General features: G+C 30.3%; 17 protein-coding genes and 4 pseudogenes. 19 read left to right on the forward strand and 2 right to left on the reverse strand.

Annotation, left to right across the window (positions count from 1 at the left end; genetic code table 11):
* The first annotated feature begins 30 nt into the window (after positions 1–30).
* From DWZ53_RS00285 to DWZ53_RS00330, 8 genes and pseudogenes are all read left to right on the forward strand, one after another.
* Positions 31–486, forward strand: a complete 456-nt coding sequence (locus tag DWZ53_RS00285; RefSeq protein WP_008788595.1) for an XRE family transcriptional regulator — start codon at positions 31–33, stop codon at positions 484–486.
* Between the two features lie 510 nt (positions 487–996).
* Positions 997–1,764 (forward strand): class I SAM-dependent methyltransferase, encoded by a 768-nt coding sequence (locus DWZ53_RS00295; protein ID WP_008788596.1) that lies wholly within the window; start codon positions 997–999, stop codon positions 1,762–1,764.
* 71 nt (positions 1,765–1,835) lie between these two features.
* Positions 1,836–1,984 (forward strand): annotated as a pseudogene (locus DWZ53_RS11235) (sigma-70 family RNA polymerase sigma factor); the annotation flags it as partial.
* Between the two features lie 99 nt (positions 1,985–2,083).
* Positions 2,084–2,284, forward strand: coding sequence for a hypothetical protein (locus DWZ53_RS00305; RefSeq protein ID WP_008788597.1), 201 nt, complete (start codon positions 2,084–2,086; stop codon positions 2,282–2,284).
* A gap of 134 nt (positions 2,285–2,418) precedes the next feature.
* Positions 2,419–2,778 carry a nuclear transport factor 2 family protein gene (locus tag DWZ53_RS00310; RefSeq protein WP_008788598.1) on the forward strand — a complete coding sequence of 120 codons (360 nt, stop codon included), beginning with the start codon at positions 2,419–2,421 and terminating at the stop codon, positions 2,776–2,778.
* A gap of 103 nt (positions 2,779–2,881) precedes the next feature.
* The gene (locus DWZ53_RS00315) at positions 2,882–3,310 is read left to right on the forward strand and encodes a GNAT family N-acetyltransferase (protein WP_008788599.1); all 429 of its coding nucleotides are present in this window, start codon (positions 2,882–2,884) and stop codon (positions 3,308–3,310) included.
* Positions 3,311–3,414: 104 nt separating this feature from the next.
* Positions 3,415–4,230 (forward strand): annotated as a pseudogene (locus tag DWZ53_RS11240) (Cof-type HAD-IIB family hydrolase).
* A 12-nt stretch (positions 4,231–4,242) separates the two neighbouring features.
* The gene (locus DWZ53_RS00330) at positions 4,243–4,767 is read left to right on the forward strand and encodes a hypothetical protein (protein ID WP_008788602.1); all 525 of its coding nucleotides are present in this window, start codon (positions 4,243–4,245) and stop codon (positions 4,765–4,767) included.
* Between the two features lie 743 nt (positions 4,768–5,510).
* Here the strand turns inward: DWZ53_RS00330 and DWZ53_RS11470 are convergent.
* Entirely contained in the window at positions 5,511–5,900 is a 390-nt protein-coding gene (locus DWZ53_RS11470) for an AAA family ATPase (RefSeq protein ID WP_335673699.1), read from the reverse strand.
* Between the two features lie 87 nt (positions 5,901–5,987).
* Positions 5,988–6,215: pseudogene (locus tag DWZ53_RS11475) on the reverse strand (AAA family ATPase); the annotation flags it as partial.
* Between the two features lie 260 nt (positions 6,216–6,475).
* On the opposite strand from DWZ53_RS11475, the gene DWZ53_RS00340 reads away from it, so the two are divergent.
* The 11 genes and pseudogenes from DWZ53_RS00340 to DWZ53_RS00385 all read left to right on the forward strand — a co-directional run bounded on the left by DWZ53_RS00340 (position 6,476) and on the right by DWZ53_RS00385 (position 16,926).
* Positions 6,476–8,344 carry a DUF2075 domain-containing protein gene (locus tag DWZ53_RS00340; RefSeq protein ID WP_118430872.1) on the forward strand — a complete coding sequence of 623 codons (1,869 nt, stop codon included), beginning with the start codon at positions 6,476–6,478 and terminating at the stop codon, positions 8,342–8,344.
* 41 nt (positions 8,345–8,385) lie between these two features.
* On the forward strand, positions 8,386–8,706 hold the full coding sequence (locus DWZ53_RS00345; protein ID WP_118430874.1) for a nucleotide pyrophosphohydrolase: 321 nt from the start codon (positions 8,386–8,388) through the stop codon (positions 8,704–8,706).
* A 137-nt stretch (positions 8,707–8,843) separates the two neighbouring features.
* On the forward strand, positions 8,844–9,632 hold the full coding sequence (locus DWZ53_RS00350) for an ATP-grasp domain-containing protein (protein WP_199588995.1): 789 nt from the start codon (positions 8,844–8,846) through the stop codon (positions 9,630–9,632).
* A 484-nt stretch (positions 9,633–10,116) separates the two neighbouring features.
* Positions 10,117–10,356 (forward strand): acyltransferase, encoded by a 240-nt coding sequence (locus DWZ53_RS11480; RefSeq protein WP_255415276.1) that lies wholly within the window; start codon positions 10,117–10,119, stop codon positions 10,354–10,356.
* Between the two features lie 55 nt (positions 10,357–10,411).
* A pseudogene (locus tag DWZ53_RS00360) lies at positions 10,412–10,804 on the forward strand (cupin domain-containing protein); the annotation flags it as partial.
* A 124-nt stretch (positions 10,805–10,928) separates the two neighbouring features.
* Positions 10,929–11,516, forward strand: coding sequence for a TetR/AcrR family transcriptional regulator (locus tag DWZ53_RS00365; protein WP_118430882.1), 588 nt, complete (start codon positions 10,929–10,931; stop codon positions 11,514–11,516).
* 13 nt (positions 11,517–11,529) lie between these two features.
* Complete coding sequence (locus DWZ53_RS00370; protein WP_118430884.1) at positions 11,530–13,449, forward strand: ubiquitin-like protein; 1,920 nt, start codon at positions 11,530–11,532, stop codon at positions 13,447–13,449.
* A gap of 43 nt (positions 13,450–13,492) precedes the next feature.
* Complete coding sequence (locus DWZ53_RS00375) at positions 13,493–14,263, forward strand: hypothetical protein (RefSeq protein ID WP_118430886.1); 771 nt, start codon at positions 13,493–13,495, stop codon at positions 14,261–14,263.
* Between the two features lie 166 nt (positions 14,264–14,429).
* Entirely contained in the window at positions 14,430–14,648 is a 219-nt protein-coding gene (locus DWZ53_RS11400) for an SDR family oxidoreductase (protein ID WP_255415267.1), read from the forward strand.
* A gap of 110 nt (positions 14,649–14,758) precedes the next feature.
* A complete protein-coding gene (locus DWZ53_RS11405; protein WP_255415268.1) occupies positions 14,759–14,908 on the forward strand; it encodes an SDR family oxidoreductase in 150 nt (49 codons plus the stop codon).
* Positions 14,909–14,985: 77 nt separating this feature from the next.
* Positions 14,986–16,926, forward strand: a complete 1,941-nt coding sequence (locus DWZ53_RS00385) for an oleate hydratase (protein WP_118430888.1) — start codon at positions 14,986–14,988, stop codon at positions 16,924–16,926.
* Positions 16,927–16,935 lie beyond the last annotated feature (9 nt).

Consider the following 16,935-nt stretch of genomic DNA (forward strand, 5'->3'; position numbering starts at 1 on the left):
TAAAATTAGTATCAAAGAGGAGGAACTATTTTGAACCAGAAACAGAGGGATATTACAACAGGAAAGCAAATACGCCATCTGCGGACACAAGCGGGAATGACGCAAGAAGAATTAGCTAGAGAATTGAATGTCACTCGGCAGGCATTATCGAATTGGGAGAGAGATGTTAATGAACCTGATTTAAATATGTTGAAAAAAATTTGTTTTCTTTTTGGCGTTTACATGGACGATTTTGCGAAGGGGGTAATAACAAAAATGGAAACATATGAAAAAAAGGAGAAACAACAATTTAATAGGTACGATATGGCAATTGGACTTTTTTATGCTGTTGGTATATTTCTTGGCATTGGTATTTTCTTTGTTGGCGGTTTTATGACAATGTCGGGTGCAGGGTGGGGAGCATCACTATTTGGCGGTGGCTGTTTTTCTCTTGTATTTGGCTTGATATGCCATGCAGTTATTACATTGAGAAGAAATGACAAATGATGACATATCCTGCTTTCTTAAAAAGAAGCATGGAATGCTGTATTCCCGGAGGCTGATATTTTTAGAAAAGTGCACTGTGCGGCAATTTAGACTTTTCGGCCATATCGCGCAAAAAAGCCGCTACTTTTGGTTTTCCAATAGCGGCGGCCTAATGTAGGTTGGCTCTATTTTTGAGTGTCGATTTATTATACCCTTGTCAAATGTACTAACCTATTTTAAATAAATACCAGATAAATACACCAAATAAAAAACAAGGACTTTCAACATACATTGAAGCATATAAAGAACACATTATGTATACCGTTAATGCTTTTTGCAAAGCTGTTATTCGCTATGCCGCTATTAACTCATAGCGTGACAGGGGCAAACGGCGACAAAGGGAAATATACTTTGAATACCTTACAGAAGAAAAGTTTTACAGTATTACAAAAATAAAAGCCTATACCATTTTGGGAAGAAAAGATATATAATAGCCGAGACGACAACAATCAGAAGTTATGGAGGGTAACAATGGAATATAGTAAGGAAGATTTAATTGAAGCAAAAAGGCAAATTTTGGGAGGGAGAGAGAACATGGGAACAGAGGAAAGTAAAAAAATCTGGGAGAAAAACGCACAATTTTGGGATAATGCAATGGGTGACGAATCTAATGAATTTCACAGAGAGGTAGTACGTCCCAAAGTAACGGAACTTCTATCTCCTAATCCTGCGGATTACATTTTGGATATTGCGTGTGGCAATGGAAATTATTCTTCGTATCTTGCACAAAGAGGCGCTTCGATTGTCGCTTTTGATTACAGCAAAAAAATGATAGAGTTGGCTAAAAGACGGCAATCACAATATGCAAAACAAATTGAATTTTGTGTAGCGGATGCGACCAATAGAGAAAGTATATTAGAATTAAAAAGAAATCGAGCCTTTACGAAAGCAGTTTCTAATATGGCAATTATGGATATTACGGATATTGAACCACTTCTTATGGCTGTTTATGAACTGTTGGAGGAAAGCGGAATTTTTGTCTTTGCAACGCAACACCCTTGTTTTATCACGTTGACTGAAAAATATATGACACCGCACAGTTACTATGGTATAGCGATTGAAGGGCAACCGGAGGAGCAGATTTATTATCATCGTTCCATACAAGATATTTTTAACCTTTGTTTTAGAGCTGGATTTGTCATTGATGGATTTTATGAAGAATGTTTCAAAAACAACAAAGAAATTCCTATGGTAATGATAGTAAGGCTTAAAAAGGTAAAACGTGATAGCTTAAAATAAATTCAAGTTTGTTGGGTAAAAAGCAACTACCAACCAGCCACAGCCCTTTTGGGAGGAAAGGGGGATTTTCCATGACCTGTACAGAAGAATATCGGGAACCATATCGAGTACACTTTCCATGCCTTTTGCAAAGTCGTTATCCGAAATGCAACGATCAACGCAGCGAGGACACGGAGCAGGAAGCACAAAAGAAATATCCCTTGAATACCTTACAGAAAAAAGTTTTACAGTATTACAAAAATAAAAGCCTATACCATTTGGGGAAGAAAAGACATATAATAGCCAAGACGACAACAATCAGAAGTTATGGAGGGTAATAATGGAATATACTAAGGAAGATTTAATTGAAGCAAAAAGGCAAATTGATTCAACATTGCATAAATTACGGGAAACAATAATAACCTTTGAAGCAAAAGAAAATCCAGAGAGATATAAGTCACAAATCACTTTGGCGAAAAGACGAATAAAGGCTTTTGAAATAGCAAATTACTTTATAGGAAACGAAATTGAAAACAGTTAGTAAATTCAAAACTCTGGTTTCGCGGCAAGTGAAATCGTTAGGCAGTATAAATTAAATTTGCAAAGTCAGTAGTGATAGTTAATAGCAAGATGAAAACCAATGGTATTTCTAATCAAAAAGGAGGATAACAATATATGCTAAGTCCGAAAGAAGTAGTAAATAAATGGGTAGACGCTTTTAATGCCAGTGATGTGGACATGATTAGTAGTCTGTATGATAATAATGCAACAAACCATCAAGTTGCAAATGAACCTGTTGTAGGAGTTGTGGCTATTAGAGAAATGTTTGCAAATGAGTTTGCAACTGCAAAAATGGTTTGTATTGTGGAAAATATTTTTGAAGATGGGCAATGGGCTATCTTAGAGTGGAAAGACCCGTTAGGATTACGTGGGTGCGGATTTTTCCATGTTGTAAATGAAAAGATATTATTCCAGCGTGGATATTGGGATAAACTTTCTTTTTTAAAGCAACATAATCTCCCTGTAAAAGAATAATGAGAAGAAAGTTAAAGTATAAGAAAGGGTACAAAAATTGATAAGTTGTTTAACAAGGGACGGTTGCAGGAATAATATTGCAGTTGTAAAGGAGTAGCTGGCTATGAAATATAGCAAAATAATAATATTAAAGAATGGTATGGAATGTTGTTTGAGAAATGCAACTGAAAGTGATGGACAGCTTGTATTAGATAACTTCACTTTAACTCATACCCAAACCGACTATTTACTTACATATCCCGATGAAAACACTTTTGATGCAGCACAAGAAAGCCGGATTCTGAAAGAGAAGGAAAATAGTGAAAATGAAATCGAGATTATTGCTATAATTGATGGCGCAGTTATAGGGACTGCTGGAATCGAGGCAGTAGGGGCGAAATACAAGGTACGGCATCGTGCTGAATTTGGTATTAGTGTTCTGAAAAAGTTTTGGGAACTTGGAATTGGACAAGCATTGATGGCTTCATGTATTGAATTACTATATATTAAATATAAGATGTATCTTAGTGGTGAACATTTTCCCATAAAATGAAAATTTGTACTAAAATTGAACATATTTTTTAAAGGATGTCAAAATATTGATGTCCTTTTTTTTGAATGATATGATAATTTTGCTAGCAAGAAAGGAAGAGAAAATTGTACAAATTATTAATACTTGATATAGATGGAACACTTAGGGATGAAGTGCAAGGAATTCCAAAATCTGCAAAAAAGGCGATTCATTTATGTCAAAGAAATTATTGCAATGTTGTCATTTGCACAGGAAGAAGTATGGGTACAATACAAGATGATGTTCTGTCATTGGGGGTAGATGGATATATCGCAGGTGGTGGTAATTACATTATCTATCACGATAAAATACTCTATAATCAATCATTTGAACAAGACTTGATCAAAAAAGTTGTTCATTTATTAAAAAATAGAAATGTGGCTTTTTCAATTGAAAGTCAGAAGAAAGTTTTTATGAATCAAAAAGCTAAAGAAATTTTTGAATCAATGAATCAATTTAAAATAAAGCATTCAAGTACAAATAAACAGTTCATTACAGAAAAAATAATTTATAAAAATAATATTGATGAGTATGAACATTAAGATATACATAAGATTTGCTTATGCTCTAATCAAGAAATATTTAGTGGAGTTAAAACCATATTACAAGACAATATGCAATTAGCACAAAGTGATGCAGATCATCAATATTATGAAATTATTCAAAAAGATTGTGACAAAGGAAAAGCAATTCAACGATTACAAGAAAGATTAAGCATAAAGCAAGAAGAAACAATTTGTTTTGGTGATGGACAAAATGATATAGTCATGTCACAAGTAGCTGATATTGTAGTAGCTATGAAAAGAAGTCATCAAATGTTAAAGAATGTCGCAACTTCGGTATGTGAAGATGTTTTTGAACATGGTATTTATAAAGAATTAAAAAGAAGAAGTATTATATAAAGGAGTAAGATATTGAAAAGAAATGGTGTCTATAGTGGATCTGCATTTGTAGAAAATAATACAATCTATTATTTTTATACAGGTAATGTTAAATTAACAGATAGGAATGGCTATGATTATATTCATGAAGGAAGAGAACAAAATACGATTTGTTGTAAGAGTGAAGATGGTTTTTCTATAGATAAGAAAGAGTTAATCATGTCAAATAAACATTATCCATCAAATATTTCAAAACATGTTAGAGATCCAAAAATTATTAAAAAAGATGAAAATTATTATCTGATTCTAGGTGCAAGAACAAATGATAATCAAGGATGTGTATTGCTTTATAAAAGTCAAGATTTGAAGAATTTTGAATATTTTAACACTATAACAACGCCAAAAAGATTTGGATATATGTGGGAATGTCCTGATTTATTTGAGTTAGATGATTATTTATTTTTAGTTGTCTGTCCTCAAGGAGTAAAACAATCTCATTTTAATTATGAAAATATTTATCCATTATGGACAAGAAGTTATGACTACAAGAGTATATGATGCGATAAGAGAAAAGCAATTAAAATTTTTATCAAAGAATCATGGAAAAATAATTTTTTATACTTTAAATAGCTATAAGATAATTTAATGCTAAATACAATCTTTTGGTAATGGACAAGGAGTTTTTAATTTATATAACTTGATTATGACTACATGATAAGGAGTATTGTGGACAAATATTGATAGTATATTTTTATCATAATATATGAAAAATTACACTGAATCATTTTTATCAAATAACATACCAAAAAAATACCAAAATATTTCAAGTAAATGATAAATAACAAAAGATAGAATAAAATAGAAATAGTCTAAAATGCTTGAGTTTACAAGTATTTGTCATTATAAAACATGTACTTAATAATTAAAATAATCTAGATAAATAAATTCGATAGTAATGAAAGGGATGATTAATATCGTTAAAGAGCAAAAAAGTTAGATTAGTGTAATTGATTATAATTATATGATATAGAATATTATATGATACTAAGCATCTTGAAAAAATGCTTCTAATTTGATACTATTAGTTCATCAAAAGAATAGAGCAAACTAAAAAACATGGAAAAAATAGCTGATTTTTATAAAATCACTAACCTAAATAGGTTAGTAAAAATGTATTCTTAAGTGAGTTTGAATAGAAATAACTAAAAAAAGACACAAACCAAATAAAAAGGTAATGTGTCTTTTTCTATTGGAATACTAAAAAGTATCGTTTATTTTTATATATTTGCATTTGTTAAACATTAAACATCAGATAACAACCATCGAAGCATATCATCTTTATTGTTGATGAACATCTTCATGACTTGATAGGCTTCAGTTTCTTCATATGAACAAGAATGAATTATTGTATCATCAAAGCAATAAATTCTTGCTCCAGGTATTCCTAATAAGATGGGTGAGTGGGTTACAATAATAAATTGTGACCCATTTTTTGCATATTCATAAATTTCAGCGAGTAAAGAAAGCTGTCTTTGAGGTGAAAGTGCAGCCTCGGGTTCATCAAATAAATATAGACTATCTGAATGTAAATAATTTCGAGCTAATTTAAAAAAACTCTCACCATGAGATCTTTCATGATATTTTTGAGAGGGATGATTAGGATCTGCATAATCCATTTCTTTTGTTGCCACATTATAAAAGCTTTCTGCTCTTAAAAAATATCCTAATTTTTCTTTTCTATAACTTTTTATTATTTTAATTGCTTCATATAGATTTGAATGACTATCATATGTAGAAAAATAATAATTTTTTGTGCCTCCTTCGGGATTAAATCCATGAGCAATAGCAATGGCTTCTAGTAATGTTGATTTTCCACTCCCGTTTTCACCAACAAAGAAGGTAATAGGTGTATTTAAATCAATTTTATCAATGTCTTTAAATGCTTTTATTCTTTTTAAATAACTATTATTACTTATTTTATCCCAATCAAATCTTATTTCTTTAATAAACTATCATTCATAAAAACATCTCCTTTGCTATAATTATTTAATTCTATTATTACTGATATAGTTTTGTAATACCTACTTATATAAGTAGGTATAGTATGTTTCTTAGCGATGTGTTTACAGCATTAATATATTATATTTAAATACAGGATAATATTCATAACTTGTTTGAAATATACGAAACGAAATAAAATAATGTATGTTATAATAATACATATTTATAAAATAACTAAAGAATTAGTCATAGGAAGGCGATGTGTATGATAGTTTATGACGGAAATAAAACGGATTTTTTGCATAGTGTAGAAAGAGATACCATAGCAGTTGAGATTGAAAACAATATTTATAATAAGATGAAAAGACGAACTGCCGCTAATGAATTCCGTTCATGGGAAAACTCTCTTGAATATATGTATAAAGTTTTAAATGATCGAGAAATACCTGATGACTCGGGTATTGCGATTGAATATAATATTCCTCAAACATCTAAGCGTGTAGATTTTATTATTTCTGGTTTTGATCATCATGATGATCCTAATATAGTGATTATTGAACTTAAACAGTGGGATAAAATTAATGCTATAGAGGGACAAGATGGTTTGGTAGAAACTTATACTGGAAATACTATGAGAAAGGTTGTTCATCCTTCTTATCAAGCTTGGTCTTATTCTATGATGATAAAAGATTACAATTCATCTGTACAAACCAATAATGTCCAGTTATGGTCATGTGCATATTTACATAATTATAGAAGAAAACCAGATGATGATTTAGATAAGCCACAATATGAAGAGTATCTTAAAGATTCACCTGCCTTTACTAGAGGAGAAGTTCCTCAACTAAGAGAATTTATTAAAAGATGTATTAGAAAAGGCGATAATAAAGAGCTCATTTATCAAATTGATCAAGGAAGAATAAGACCATCTAAAAGTTTGCAAAATGCAATAACAAGTATGCTTAAGGGTAATAAAGAATTCATTATGCTAGATGAACAAAAAGTAGTATATGAAGAAATATTACTAACTTCAAGAAAATGTATGGAAGACAACAAGAAAAGAACTATTATTATGACGGGTGGACCAGGTACAGGAAAGACAGTTGTTGCTGTTAATGCTTTGGTAGAATTGACCAATGATGGACAATTTGCTCAATATATATCAAAGAACAGTGCACCAAGAAATGTTTATTTAAAAAAACTAAAAGGAAAAATAAAGAAGAGTACAGTTGATAATATGTTTAAAGGATCTGGTATTTATACGGAAACTGAAAAAAATGTAGTGGATACTATTTTGGTTGATGAAGCGCATAGACTGAACGAAAAATCTGGAATGTATAAAAATAAAGGTGAAAATCAAATTAAAGAAATTATTCATTCTTCTTTATGTAATGTATTTTTTATTGATGAACATCAAAAAGTTACATTAAGTGATATTGGTAGTGTTGAAGAAATAAAGAAATGGGCTAAAGTTGAAAATTCCCAAATAATAGAAACAAAACTATATTCACAATTTAGATGTAATGGATCAGATGGCTATTTAGCATGGATTGATCATGTTTTGGAAATTGAAGATACAGCCAACTATGATTTAAAAGATATTGATTATGATTTTCAAATTTGTGACTCACCAACAGAAATGCAGAATCTTATTGTGGAAAAAAATAAAAATGCTAATAGGGCTAGAATATTAGCAGGTTACTGTTGGAATTGGATATCTAATGGTAGAAATGATTCCAAGGTGCATGATATTAAAATTGGTGATTTTGAAATTAGTTGGAATTTAGGTAATAGTACAACCTTTGCTATTGATGACAATTCTATCAATGAAGCTGGGTGTATACATACATCGCAAGGGCTTGAATTTGATTATGTGGGAGTTATTATTGGGGATGATTTAAGATACGAAGATGGGCATATTGTTACTGATTTTACAAAGCGTGCAAAAACTGATCAATCATTAAAAGGTATAAAAAAATTGTATAAAGCAAATCCAGTACTAGCAAATCAAAAAGCAGATGAAATCATAAAGAATACATATCGCACATTGATGACACGAGGAATGAAGGGATGTTACGTGTATTGTGTAGATGACGGATTGCGTAACTATTTAAAAGAAAGAATAAAAATATAAAAAAAGAGAAATATAATGATTTAAAGAAGAAGGTAGAAATAATGAAACAAGAAACAATAGACAGAATCAGAAAATTCACAATAGATCGTGATTGGGGGCAATTTCATTCTGAAGGAAATCTTGCCAAATCAATTTCAATTGAAGCAAATGAGTTATTAGAATGTTTTCAGTGGAGTGACACAGAATATGATTTAGAACATGTAAAAGAAGAACTTGCAGACGTTATCATTTATTGCCAAGATTTACTTGATAAACTTGAATTAGATGTAGATGAAATTGTAAATAATAAAATGAGTAAAAATGAAGCAAAATATCCAGTTGACAAAGCTAAAGGCAGTGCTAAAAAATATGACGAATTATAAAAATTAAATTATTTCACAGTATTAAAATGATGAAACACCTTCTTATATAAGAGGGTGTTATTTATTTGATTTATATATAATGTATTTATATAAAATATTTTAGGCTATTTATTAGATTGATAAATAGGAGGTAAATGATGAACATATATGTGAAATGTAAAAAGAACTCTAATTCTGGATTACTTGTTGGACATAGTGAGAATTTTACTAAAGCTATATATGGATTTAGCGAGCTGGGTGCCAAAATTATACCTTATCAATCGTTAGATGATATTTATGATATTGTTACAAAAGAAGATATTGTTATTGATTATATACAACAATGTGATGCGATATTTGCTAAATTTGGTTATCATAATGTTCATGTGGATGATTATCCAGAATGCTTGAAAAAGTATCTAGGAAGAAATATTTGGTATGACACAATTAATTCAATTTCATCAAAGAAAGAAAAATGGTCTGCAGGATGGTTTGTAAAGCCGGTTAAAACAAAGGTGTTTACTGGTAAAGTTATTCAATCTATACATGACTTAATAGGTTGTGGTCATTGTCAAGAAGATTATGAAGTTATTTGTAGCGATGCTTTAGATATTAAAAGAGAATGGCGTTGCTTTATTTATTATGATGAAATTATTGATATAAGACCATATAAAGGAGATTATCATTACACATATGATTCTAGTGTAATTGATCATATAATGGATGATTTTAAAAAGTGGGATAAAAGACCTATGGCATGTTCTATTGATATTGGTGTGACCTCTGATAATAAAACTATTCTTATTGAATGTAATGATGCTTATGCATTAGGTTCCTATGGACTTGTTGATTTTCGATATGCTAAATTTATTTCTGCTAGATGGGCACAAATTATGGAAAGAGAAGATGAATTTGATTTTAGGAAATACGGTTCAGATAAATGCTAAATTATTATACTTAAGTATACCGATAATGCGAAGATTAGATTTTTAGCCTAATTTCGTATATCGGTATTTTTTGTTTGATAAGTAAAACTTATCAAATACCCTTTTTAATTAAAATTGATAGTAAAGTATATCAAAGTATAATTAATTATATAGAAGGAGTGGGATAATGAGTGATATTTTTGAAAAGTTAAAAAATGGTGAACCAGTACACATGATCAATGATAAAGATTATCATGCTATTGCTCATCAAGAAATGGACTACTGTAGAAAAATGTGTTTTACCATCAATACAACATATCCTAATAAGGAAGAGATATACCAACTTGAAAACAAGTTGTTTAAAAATCGTTTACCGCAAACAGCTTTCTTTACACCACCATTTCAAGTAGATTTTGCATGCCAAATGGATATAGGCAATCATGTCTTTGCTAACCATGATCTAACATGTATGGCAGCTGGTGGCATTACCTTACAAGATGGTGTCATGTTAGGACCACATGTATCTTTATTAACAGTCAATCATGATTTTAATGATCTTCAAATTTTAAAATGTAAAGGGATTGTTATTAAAAAGGGAGCATGGATAGGTGCTAATAGTACTATTTTACCAGGAGTGACCATCGGCGAAGGTGCAATTGTTGGTAGTGGGTCAGTTGTTACAAAAGATGTAGATGCTCATGCGATTGTTGCAGGTAATCCTACTAAATTAATACGTTATAAATAAATATATAAAAAAGGAGATATTATAAATGGATAAAGAGTTATTTGATCAACAAAATATATTTGGTAAAGGAAATATAAGTGAAGAATATGCTAAGTATTTTATTGGTACATTTTATTTAAATCCACTTACCAATAAAGAATGTCCTTTATCATTAGCTAATGTTATTTTTGAACCAGGATGTCGAAATAACTGGCATATTCATCATGCTAAAAGTGGTGGTGGACAAATTTTAATATGTGTTGCTGGCTTAGGTTGGTATCAAGAAGAGGGGAAAGACCCTATCAGTTTAGAACCAGGGAAAATCATTGCAATTCCAGCTAATGTAAAACATTGGCATGGAGCCAAAAAAGATTCATGGTTTTCACATATTTCTATTGAAGTTCCGGGTGTTGAAACGTCTAATGAATGGTGTGAACCTGTTAGTGATGAAATATATCAGCGTTTATAATAAGTAGTAAAAAGGAATCGTAAGGATTCCTTTTTTAAAATAAAATTGTTTCATGGTTTGCTAATGAAGTATTTATATATTATAATTAACTTAACGAACGATTAGTAAGTAAAGGACATGGAATATGAAAAAAAGAGCAAGAAGTGAAACTGATTTTGAAAAAAGAAAAATAGAGATCATGGAATGTTGTTTTGATTGTTATTGTGAAAATGGTTTTAATGGTACAGGAATTAAACAGCTTGCTAAAAGCTGTGGATGTACTTCAGCAAACTTATATGTATATTTTGAAAATCTAGATGACTTAATCATTCAATCAACTGCACATTGTATGAGCAAAGTAGAAGATGATTTTATGGAACGAGCGCCTAAAAATGCACAGGATATCGAAAGATTTATTAATGAGATTCCTTATTGGACCGCAAAAAAGCATGGCAAAAAATATCGCTTGATGTATCAAGTTTACACGCACCCAAAATATCGAGAATATGGTAAACAGTTTTTTAAAGGGGTAGATCAGCGATATAGTCAATATGCTCAACAATTAGAAAGTCAAATAGGTATACCTGCAGATATTTTAAGACCAATGATTTTTGTTTTAATACGTGCTTGTGTACATTTTGCTTTATTTGAAGATGAAGTATACTTACAGGATCAATTAAAGTTATTAAAACTAAGTATTCAATTATTCATTGAAAAATTTAATTCAAAATAAAGGAGGAATAAAAATGAAAAAGAGATTTTTCAGAGGTTTATTGACATGTTTTTTAGTATTAGGAATAAATATCATCAATGTAAAAGGAATGGAACTGTATGTTGATTTAGCTATTGTAGGTGAAAAAACATTAAAGTTTGAAGTAGAATCAGGGGATAGTATTGATAATATTAAACATTATATTTTTAATAAAACCAGTATTCCTTCAAGTATTCAAACGTTAAGCTTTCATAATAAAATTCTAAATAATGGCAGAACTCTAGCTGATTATAATATTCAAAAACAAAGTACAATTACTCTTAATATTATGGATGCAAAAGAAGTATCTACATCTCAAGAATTAGTATCTGCAATCGATAATAATTATACTCGTATTCAATTAACATCTGATATCGTACTTGATCATCCTTTAGATATCGATAAAGGTCTTTTACTTGATTTAAATGGTCATATTTTGACTTGTAAAAATGAAAATATCGATGATCGTATTATTTCTGTTCATTCAGACGCTGAATTAACAATTAAAGATAGTCAACCAGATGCCACACATCCTCATACAAATATAAAAGGTGGTATTGTTTCGGGTAGTCATCATGATCAAGGTTCTGCTATCTCAATTGATCGAGGCTTTTGTCATATGTTGGCTGGTACAATTGCAAACTGTCAAAGTAAAAAAGGGGCTGTTTATATAGGAGAATATTCTTCTTTTATGATGGCTCATGATGCAAAAATAGAAGATTGTCATGCTGGTGGGAATTTTGCCGGTGCTATTTATATTGATGAAAATGGTACTTTTACAATGAATGGAGGAAGTATTAGTAACTGTACTTCTATGCATGGAGGGATTTATAATAAGGGAACTTTTAATGCAAATGATGGTATTATCGATTGTAGAGTAACTAATGATGGAAGTATTTATTGTACAGGTTCTTCTATGTCACATTTTAAAGATAATGTAGAAAATCGTTCAATTATTCAAGGTGGTATTTTTTATAAATTATTAGTCTTAGAACCTGGAAGTCATCTAGATGGTTATACGATAACTTATCAAAATGATAAAAATCATTATGCACGACAAGTCATACCTTATCATCAAAAGGCTATTATGCCATTTATGCCAAGTTTAGATGGATATATTTTTGATGGTTGGTATCAAGGAGATACGCTTTATAATTTCAATCAAGAAGTAAGTTCTGATTTAACATTAATTGCTAAATGGCAATGTAACCATGACTATTCATGGAAAAATGTAAATGGACAATATTGGAAAGAATGCAACATCTGTCATAATAAAACAGCAAAGCAGACCATTCCTGAAATTTTTATTAATGGAAAAGACAAAGTGTGTAAAACACAAAACTATATATTTAGTTTTTCACTACCACTAAATTGTAAAAATCCAACGTATAGTTATATAGATGATAATAATCAAGAAGTATCTCATATTCCAGAATTAAAAAATGGCGTCTATACAGGAAATATTGACGCTCGTTTATATCAAAATCTAAATCAATTTAGGTTTACTCTTAATGCAGAAACAAATGATGGTTTTAAGTTTACTACAGTTAAAATATTCTCTGTTCAAAGTCACCATAGTGGCGGACAAGCAACTTGTATTACACCAGCTATTTGTGAAACTTGTGGTTTAACGTATGGTAGTGTAGATAGTCAGCATCATACAAATTTACAACATGTAAAAGCTAAACCTGCTACTTACAATGCTGTAGGATATAAAGAACATTGGTATTGTAAAGATTGTCATAAGTATTTTTTAGATGATCAAGCAAAAACTGAAGTAAATAAGGAAAGTCTTGTAATTCATAAATATGTTAAAACAGGAGATGAAAATAATCATGTTTTTTATGTTTGTTTATTGATTATGAGTCTTTTGACTATTTTGTTTCTTTTCATAAAAAATAAAAAGAATGTTTAGTTATATAGTAAAATGATTTAAATAAATAATAGGAGTAGTAAATATGAGTGAATCAAAAAAATTTGTTTCTAAAGCTTTAGAAGAATTACAACATTATGTTTATGTCTATTCAGACCCAGATACTAAAAAACCTTTTTATATTGGTAAGGGTAAAGGAAATAGATGTTTTAATCATTTGTTTGAAACTGGTGAAACGGAAAAAATAAAGAAGCTAGAAGAAATTAAAGCAAGAGGAAAAAGTCCTTTAATAGAAATTCTTGTTCATGGTGTTGACGAAGATACAGCCTATAAAGTAGAAGCTGCAACTATTGATTTAATCGGTATTGATAATTTAACCAATATGCAAAAAGGACACCATTCACAAATGTATGGACGGATTGATGTTGATGAATTAAATGATCGTTTTTCTAATAAGGTGATTCGTAGAGAAGACATTGATGAAAATGTTTTATTAATTAGAATTAATCAACAATATCATTATGGTATGACAGATTTTGAACTATATGAGGCAACACGTATTAGTTGGGTAGTGAATAAAGAAAGAGCAAACAAACTCCAATATGTTTTTGCCGTATATAATGGAATGATCAAGGAGGTTTATCAAATAACAGCATGGTTACCTGCTTTTTCAACTATGAATACTTTAACAGTTGATGAAGAAATTATAAGGAAAGATAAAGAAAAAAGAATGGAATTTGTAGGAGTTATTGCACCTGATGAAATAAGAAATAAATATCTAGGTGGTATTGTTTCTAATTTATTTGCTCATGGCAATTCAAACCCCATTCTCTATGTGATGAATAATAAAAAATAGAGCAATCTATTTTTTGATATTACTTCAGGAACAACGAGAAGTAAAATAACACTGATACAAAAGATCGTTTCAATTAATGTAAATCTTTGTTGTTGACGAATATGTTTATATCATAGATATTTTAGATAATGATTATTTTGTTGGCAGTGTTGGTAACAAAGATGATTTGACTGCTTTTTGTAAAAAAGTAATTGATGATTGTAGCTATGAAGAGTTTAATGAGGCGTTACAAGTAGGAGTGACAGGACCTTTTATGCTCATTAAGTTATTAAATGATCAGGTTTGTATTACTAATATTTCTTCTTCAAGAGATCGTATGAGTCAACCTCAAAGTGAAAGTTATACGGCAGCTAAAGGTGGCATTCATGCTTTGACTCTGCATTAGCTGTCTCTCTAGCTGGAAAAGCAAGAGTGAATAGTATTTCACCTGGATGGATTGATACACAAAACAAAATATATGGAGGTGCAAATGCTAATTAGCATTTAGTAAAAAGAGTGGGGAAAGTTGAAGATATAGGACATGCTGTTTTGTTTTTATGCAGTGATGAGGCATGCTTTATTACTGGAGAAAATTTATGTATTGATGGTGGAATGAGTAAATTAATGATTTATCATGATGATCATAGTTGGAAATTAGATGATTGAAATAGAACATTTAAATATGTTCTATTTTTTTGACTTAATTTTAAGAATCAGGGAAAGATAAAAAAGAGGTGATGTGTATGATTAATTATAGGAAATTACTGATGGGCGTTTTGTCTTTATCTGCTTTTATGTATATCTTAAATAAGAAAAACAATCAATCTTTTCAAATGAATGAGACAAATGACTATCATCAAAATGAAAGAAAGCAATATGAAAAAAACAGTAAAGGCATTTATTATGCCAGTGGAAATTACGAAGCTTTTGTTAAAACAAAGAAACCTGAAGGCGTTGAAAATAAACAAGCCTATCTCATTGGAAGTGGCCTTGCAAGTTTAGCTGCTGCTTGTTTTTTAGTAAGAGATGCTAAAATGCCAGAAAAGAATATTCATATATTAGAAGCTCATGATTTAGCTGGCGGTGCTTGTGATGGTATTTTAGATGCAAGTAAAGGATATATCATGAGAGGTGGTAGAGAGATGGAAAACCACTTTGAATGTTTATGGGATTTATTTAGAAGTATTCCTTCATTAGAAATTAAAGATGCCAGTGTATTAGATGAATTTTATTGGTTAAATAAAGAAGATCCTAATTATTCATTATGTCGAGCAACAGTGAATAGAGGACAAGATGCTCATCATGATGGTAAGTTTGGATTAAGTCTAAAAGGATGTAAGGAAATTATGAAATTGTTTATGACTAAAGATGAAGATCTTTATGATAAAACAATTGAAGATATTTTTGATGATGAAGTATTTGACTCTCCATTTTGGATGTATTGGCGTACAATGTTTGCCTTTGAAAACTGGCATAGTGCTTTAGAAATGAAACTTTATTTTCAAAGATTTATTCATCATATTGCTGGACTTCCTGATTTTAGTGCTTTAAAGTTTACCCGTCATAATCAATATGAGTCGTTGATTTTACCAATGAAAAAATATCTTGAAGATGCTGGCGTAGATTTCAAATTTAATCATGAAGTCACAAATGTTATATTTGATATTCAAGAAAATCAAAAACGAGCAAAAGAAATCAAATGTAAGGTAAAAGGAAAGGATAAAACAATTGTTTTATCACAGGATGATTATGTTTTTATTACAAATGGAAGTTGTGTTGATGGAACAATTTATGGTGGTCAAGATCATGCTCCAAGTTATGATGTAGATGTCAAAAAAAGTGGTAGCTTTGATTTATGGAAGAAAATTGCTAAACAAGATCCATCATTTGGTCATCCTGAAAAGTTTTGTGGTGATATTTCTAAAACAAATTGGGAATCAGCAACAATTACAATTTTAGATGATAAAATTATTCCTTATATTACAAGAATCTGTAAACGTGATGTACAAACAGGTAAAGTTGTTACTGGTGGGATTGTGAGTATTGAAGATTCATCTTGGCTTTTAAGTTGGACGATTCATCGTCAAGGACAATTTAAAAAACAAGAGCCAAACAAAACCTGTATCTGGGTTTATGGTTTATTTAGTGATGCTATTGGGGATTATGTTCAAAAGCCAATGAAAGATTGTACTGGTAAGGAAATTACGATGGAATGGTTGTATCATTTAGGTGTTCCTGAACAATATATTGAAGAATATGCAACCAATAGTGCTCGCTGTGTACCAACAATGATGCCTTATATTACTGCTTTCTTTATGCCTAGAAGTGCAGGAGATCGTCCCGATGTCATTGTTGATGATGCTTTAAATTTTGCTTTTTTAGGACAATTTGCGCAAACACCAAGAGATACTATTTTTACTACCGAGTATTCTGTTAGAACAGCAATGGAAGCTGTCTATGGTTTGTTTCAAATTGACCGTGCTGTACCCGAAGTTTGGCCTAGTGTCTACGATATAAGAGAATTACTAGATAGTTCTGTGGTATTAATGGATGGAAAGTCACCTTTAGAAGTTGATTTAGGTCTTTTCAACATATTAAAAAAACCGCTTATTGCTTTGATTAAAGAAACGGTAATTGAAAAACTGTTATATGATCATCGTATTTTAAAAGATGGGATGAGATGATACAAAAAA

Origin of the sequence: Coprobacillus sp. AF33-1AC (assembly GCF_003475785.1) — a bacterium.
GTDB lineage: Bacteria > Bacillota_I > Bacilli_A > Erysipelotrichales > Coprobacillaceae > Faecalibacillus.

Coding starts and splice junctions, on each gene's coding strand:
- DWZ53_RS00385 (WP_118430888.1), top strand. CDS start 14,986: ATGATTAATTATAGGAAATTACTGATGGGCGTTTTGTCTTTATCTGCT.
- DWZ53_RS00305 (WP_008788597.1), top strand. CDS start 2,084: ATGGAATATACTAAGGAAGATTTAATTGAAGCAAAAAGGCAAATTGAT.
- DWZ53_RS11480 (WP_255415276.1), top strand. CDS start 10,117: ATGTTAGGACCACATGTATCTTTATTAACAGTCAATCATGATTTTAAT.
- DWZ53_RS00340 (WP_118430872.1), top strand. CDS start 6,476: ATGATAGTTTATGACGGAAATAAAACGGATTTTTTGCATAGTGTAGAA.
- DWZ53_RS00345 (WP_118430874.1), top strand. CDS start 8,386: ATGAAACAAGAAACAATAGACAGAATCAGAAAATTCACAATAGATCGT.
- DWZ53_RS00295 (WP_008788596.1), top strand. CDS start 997: ATGGAATATAGTAAGGAAGATTTAATTGAAGCAAAAAGGCAAATTTTG.
- DWZ53_RS00375 (WP_118430886.1), top strand. CDS start 13,493: ATGAGTGAATCAAAAAAATTTGTTTCTAAAGCTTTAGAAGAATTACAA.
- DWZ53_RS00310 (WP_008788598.1), top strand. CDS start 2,419: ATGCTAAGTCCGAAAGAAGTAGTAAATAAATGGGTAGACGCTTTTAAT.
- DWZ53_RS00350 (WP_199588995.1), top strand. CDS start 8,844: ATGAACATATATGTGAAATGTAAAAAGAACTCTAATTCTGGATTACTT.
- DWZ53_RS00365 (WP_118430882.1), top strand. CDS start 10,929: ATGAAAAAAAGAGCAAGAAGTGAAACTGATTTTGAAAAAAGAAAAATA.
- DWZ53_RS00315 (WP_008788599.1), top strand. CDS start 2,882: ATGAAATATAGCAAAATAATAATATTAAAGAATGGTATGGAATGTTGT.
- DWZ53_RS00370 (WP_118430884.1), top strand. CDS start 11,530: ATGAAAAAGAGATTTTTCAGAGGTTTATTGACATGTTTTTTAGTATTA.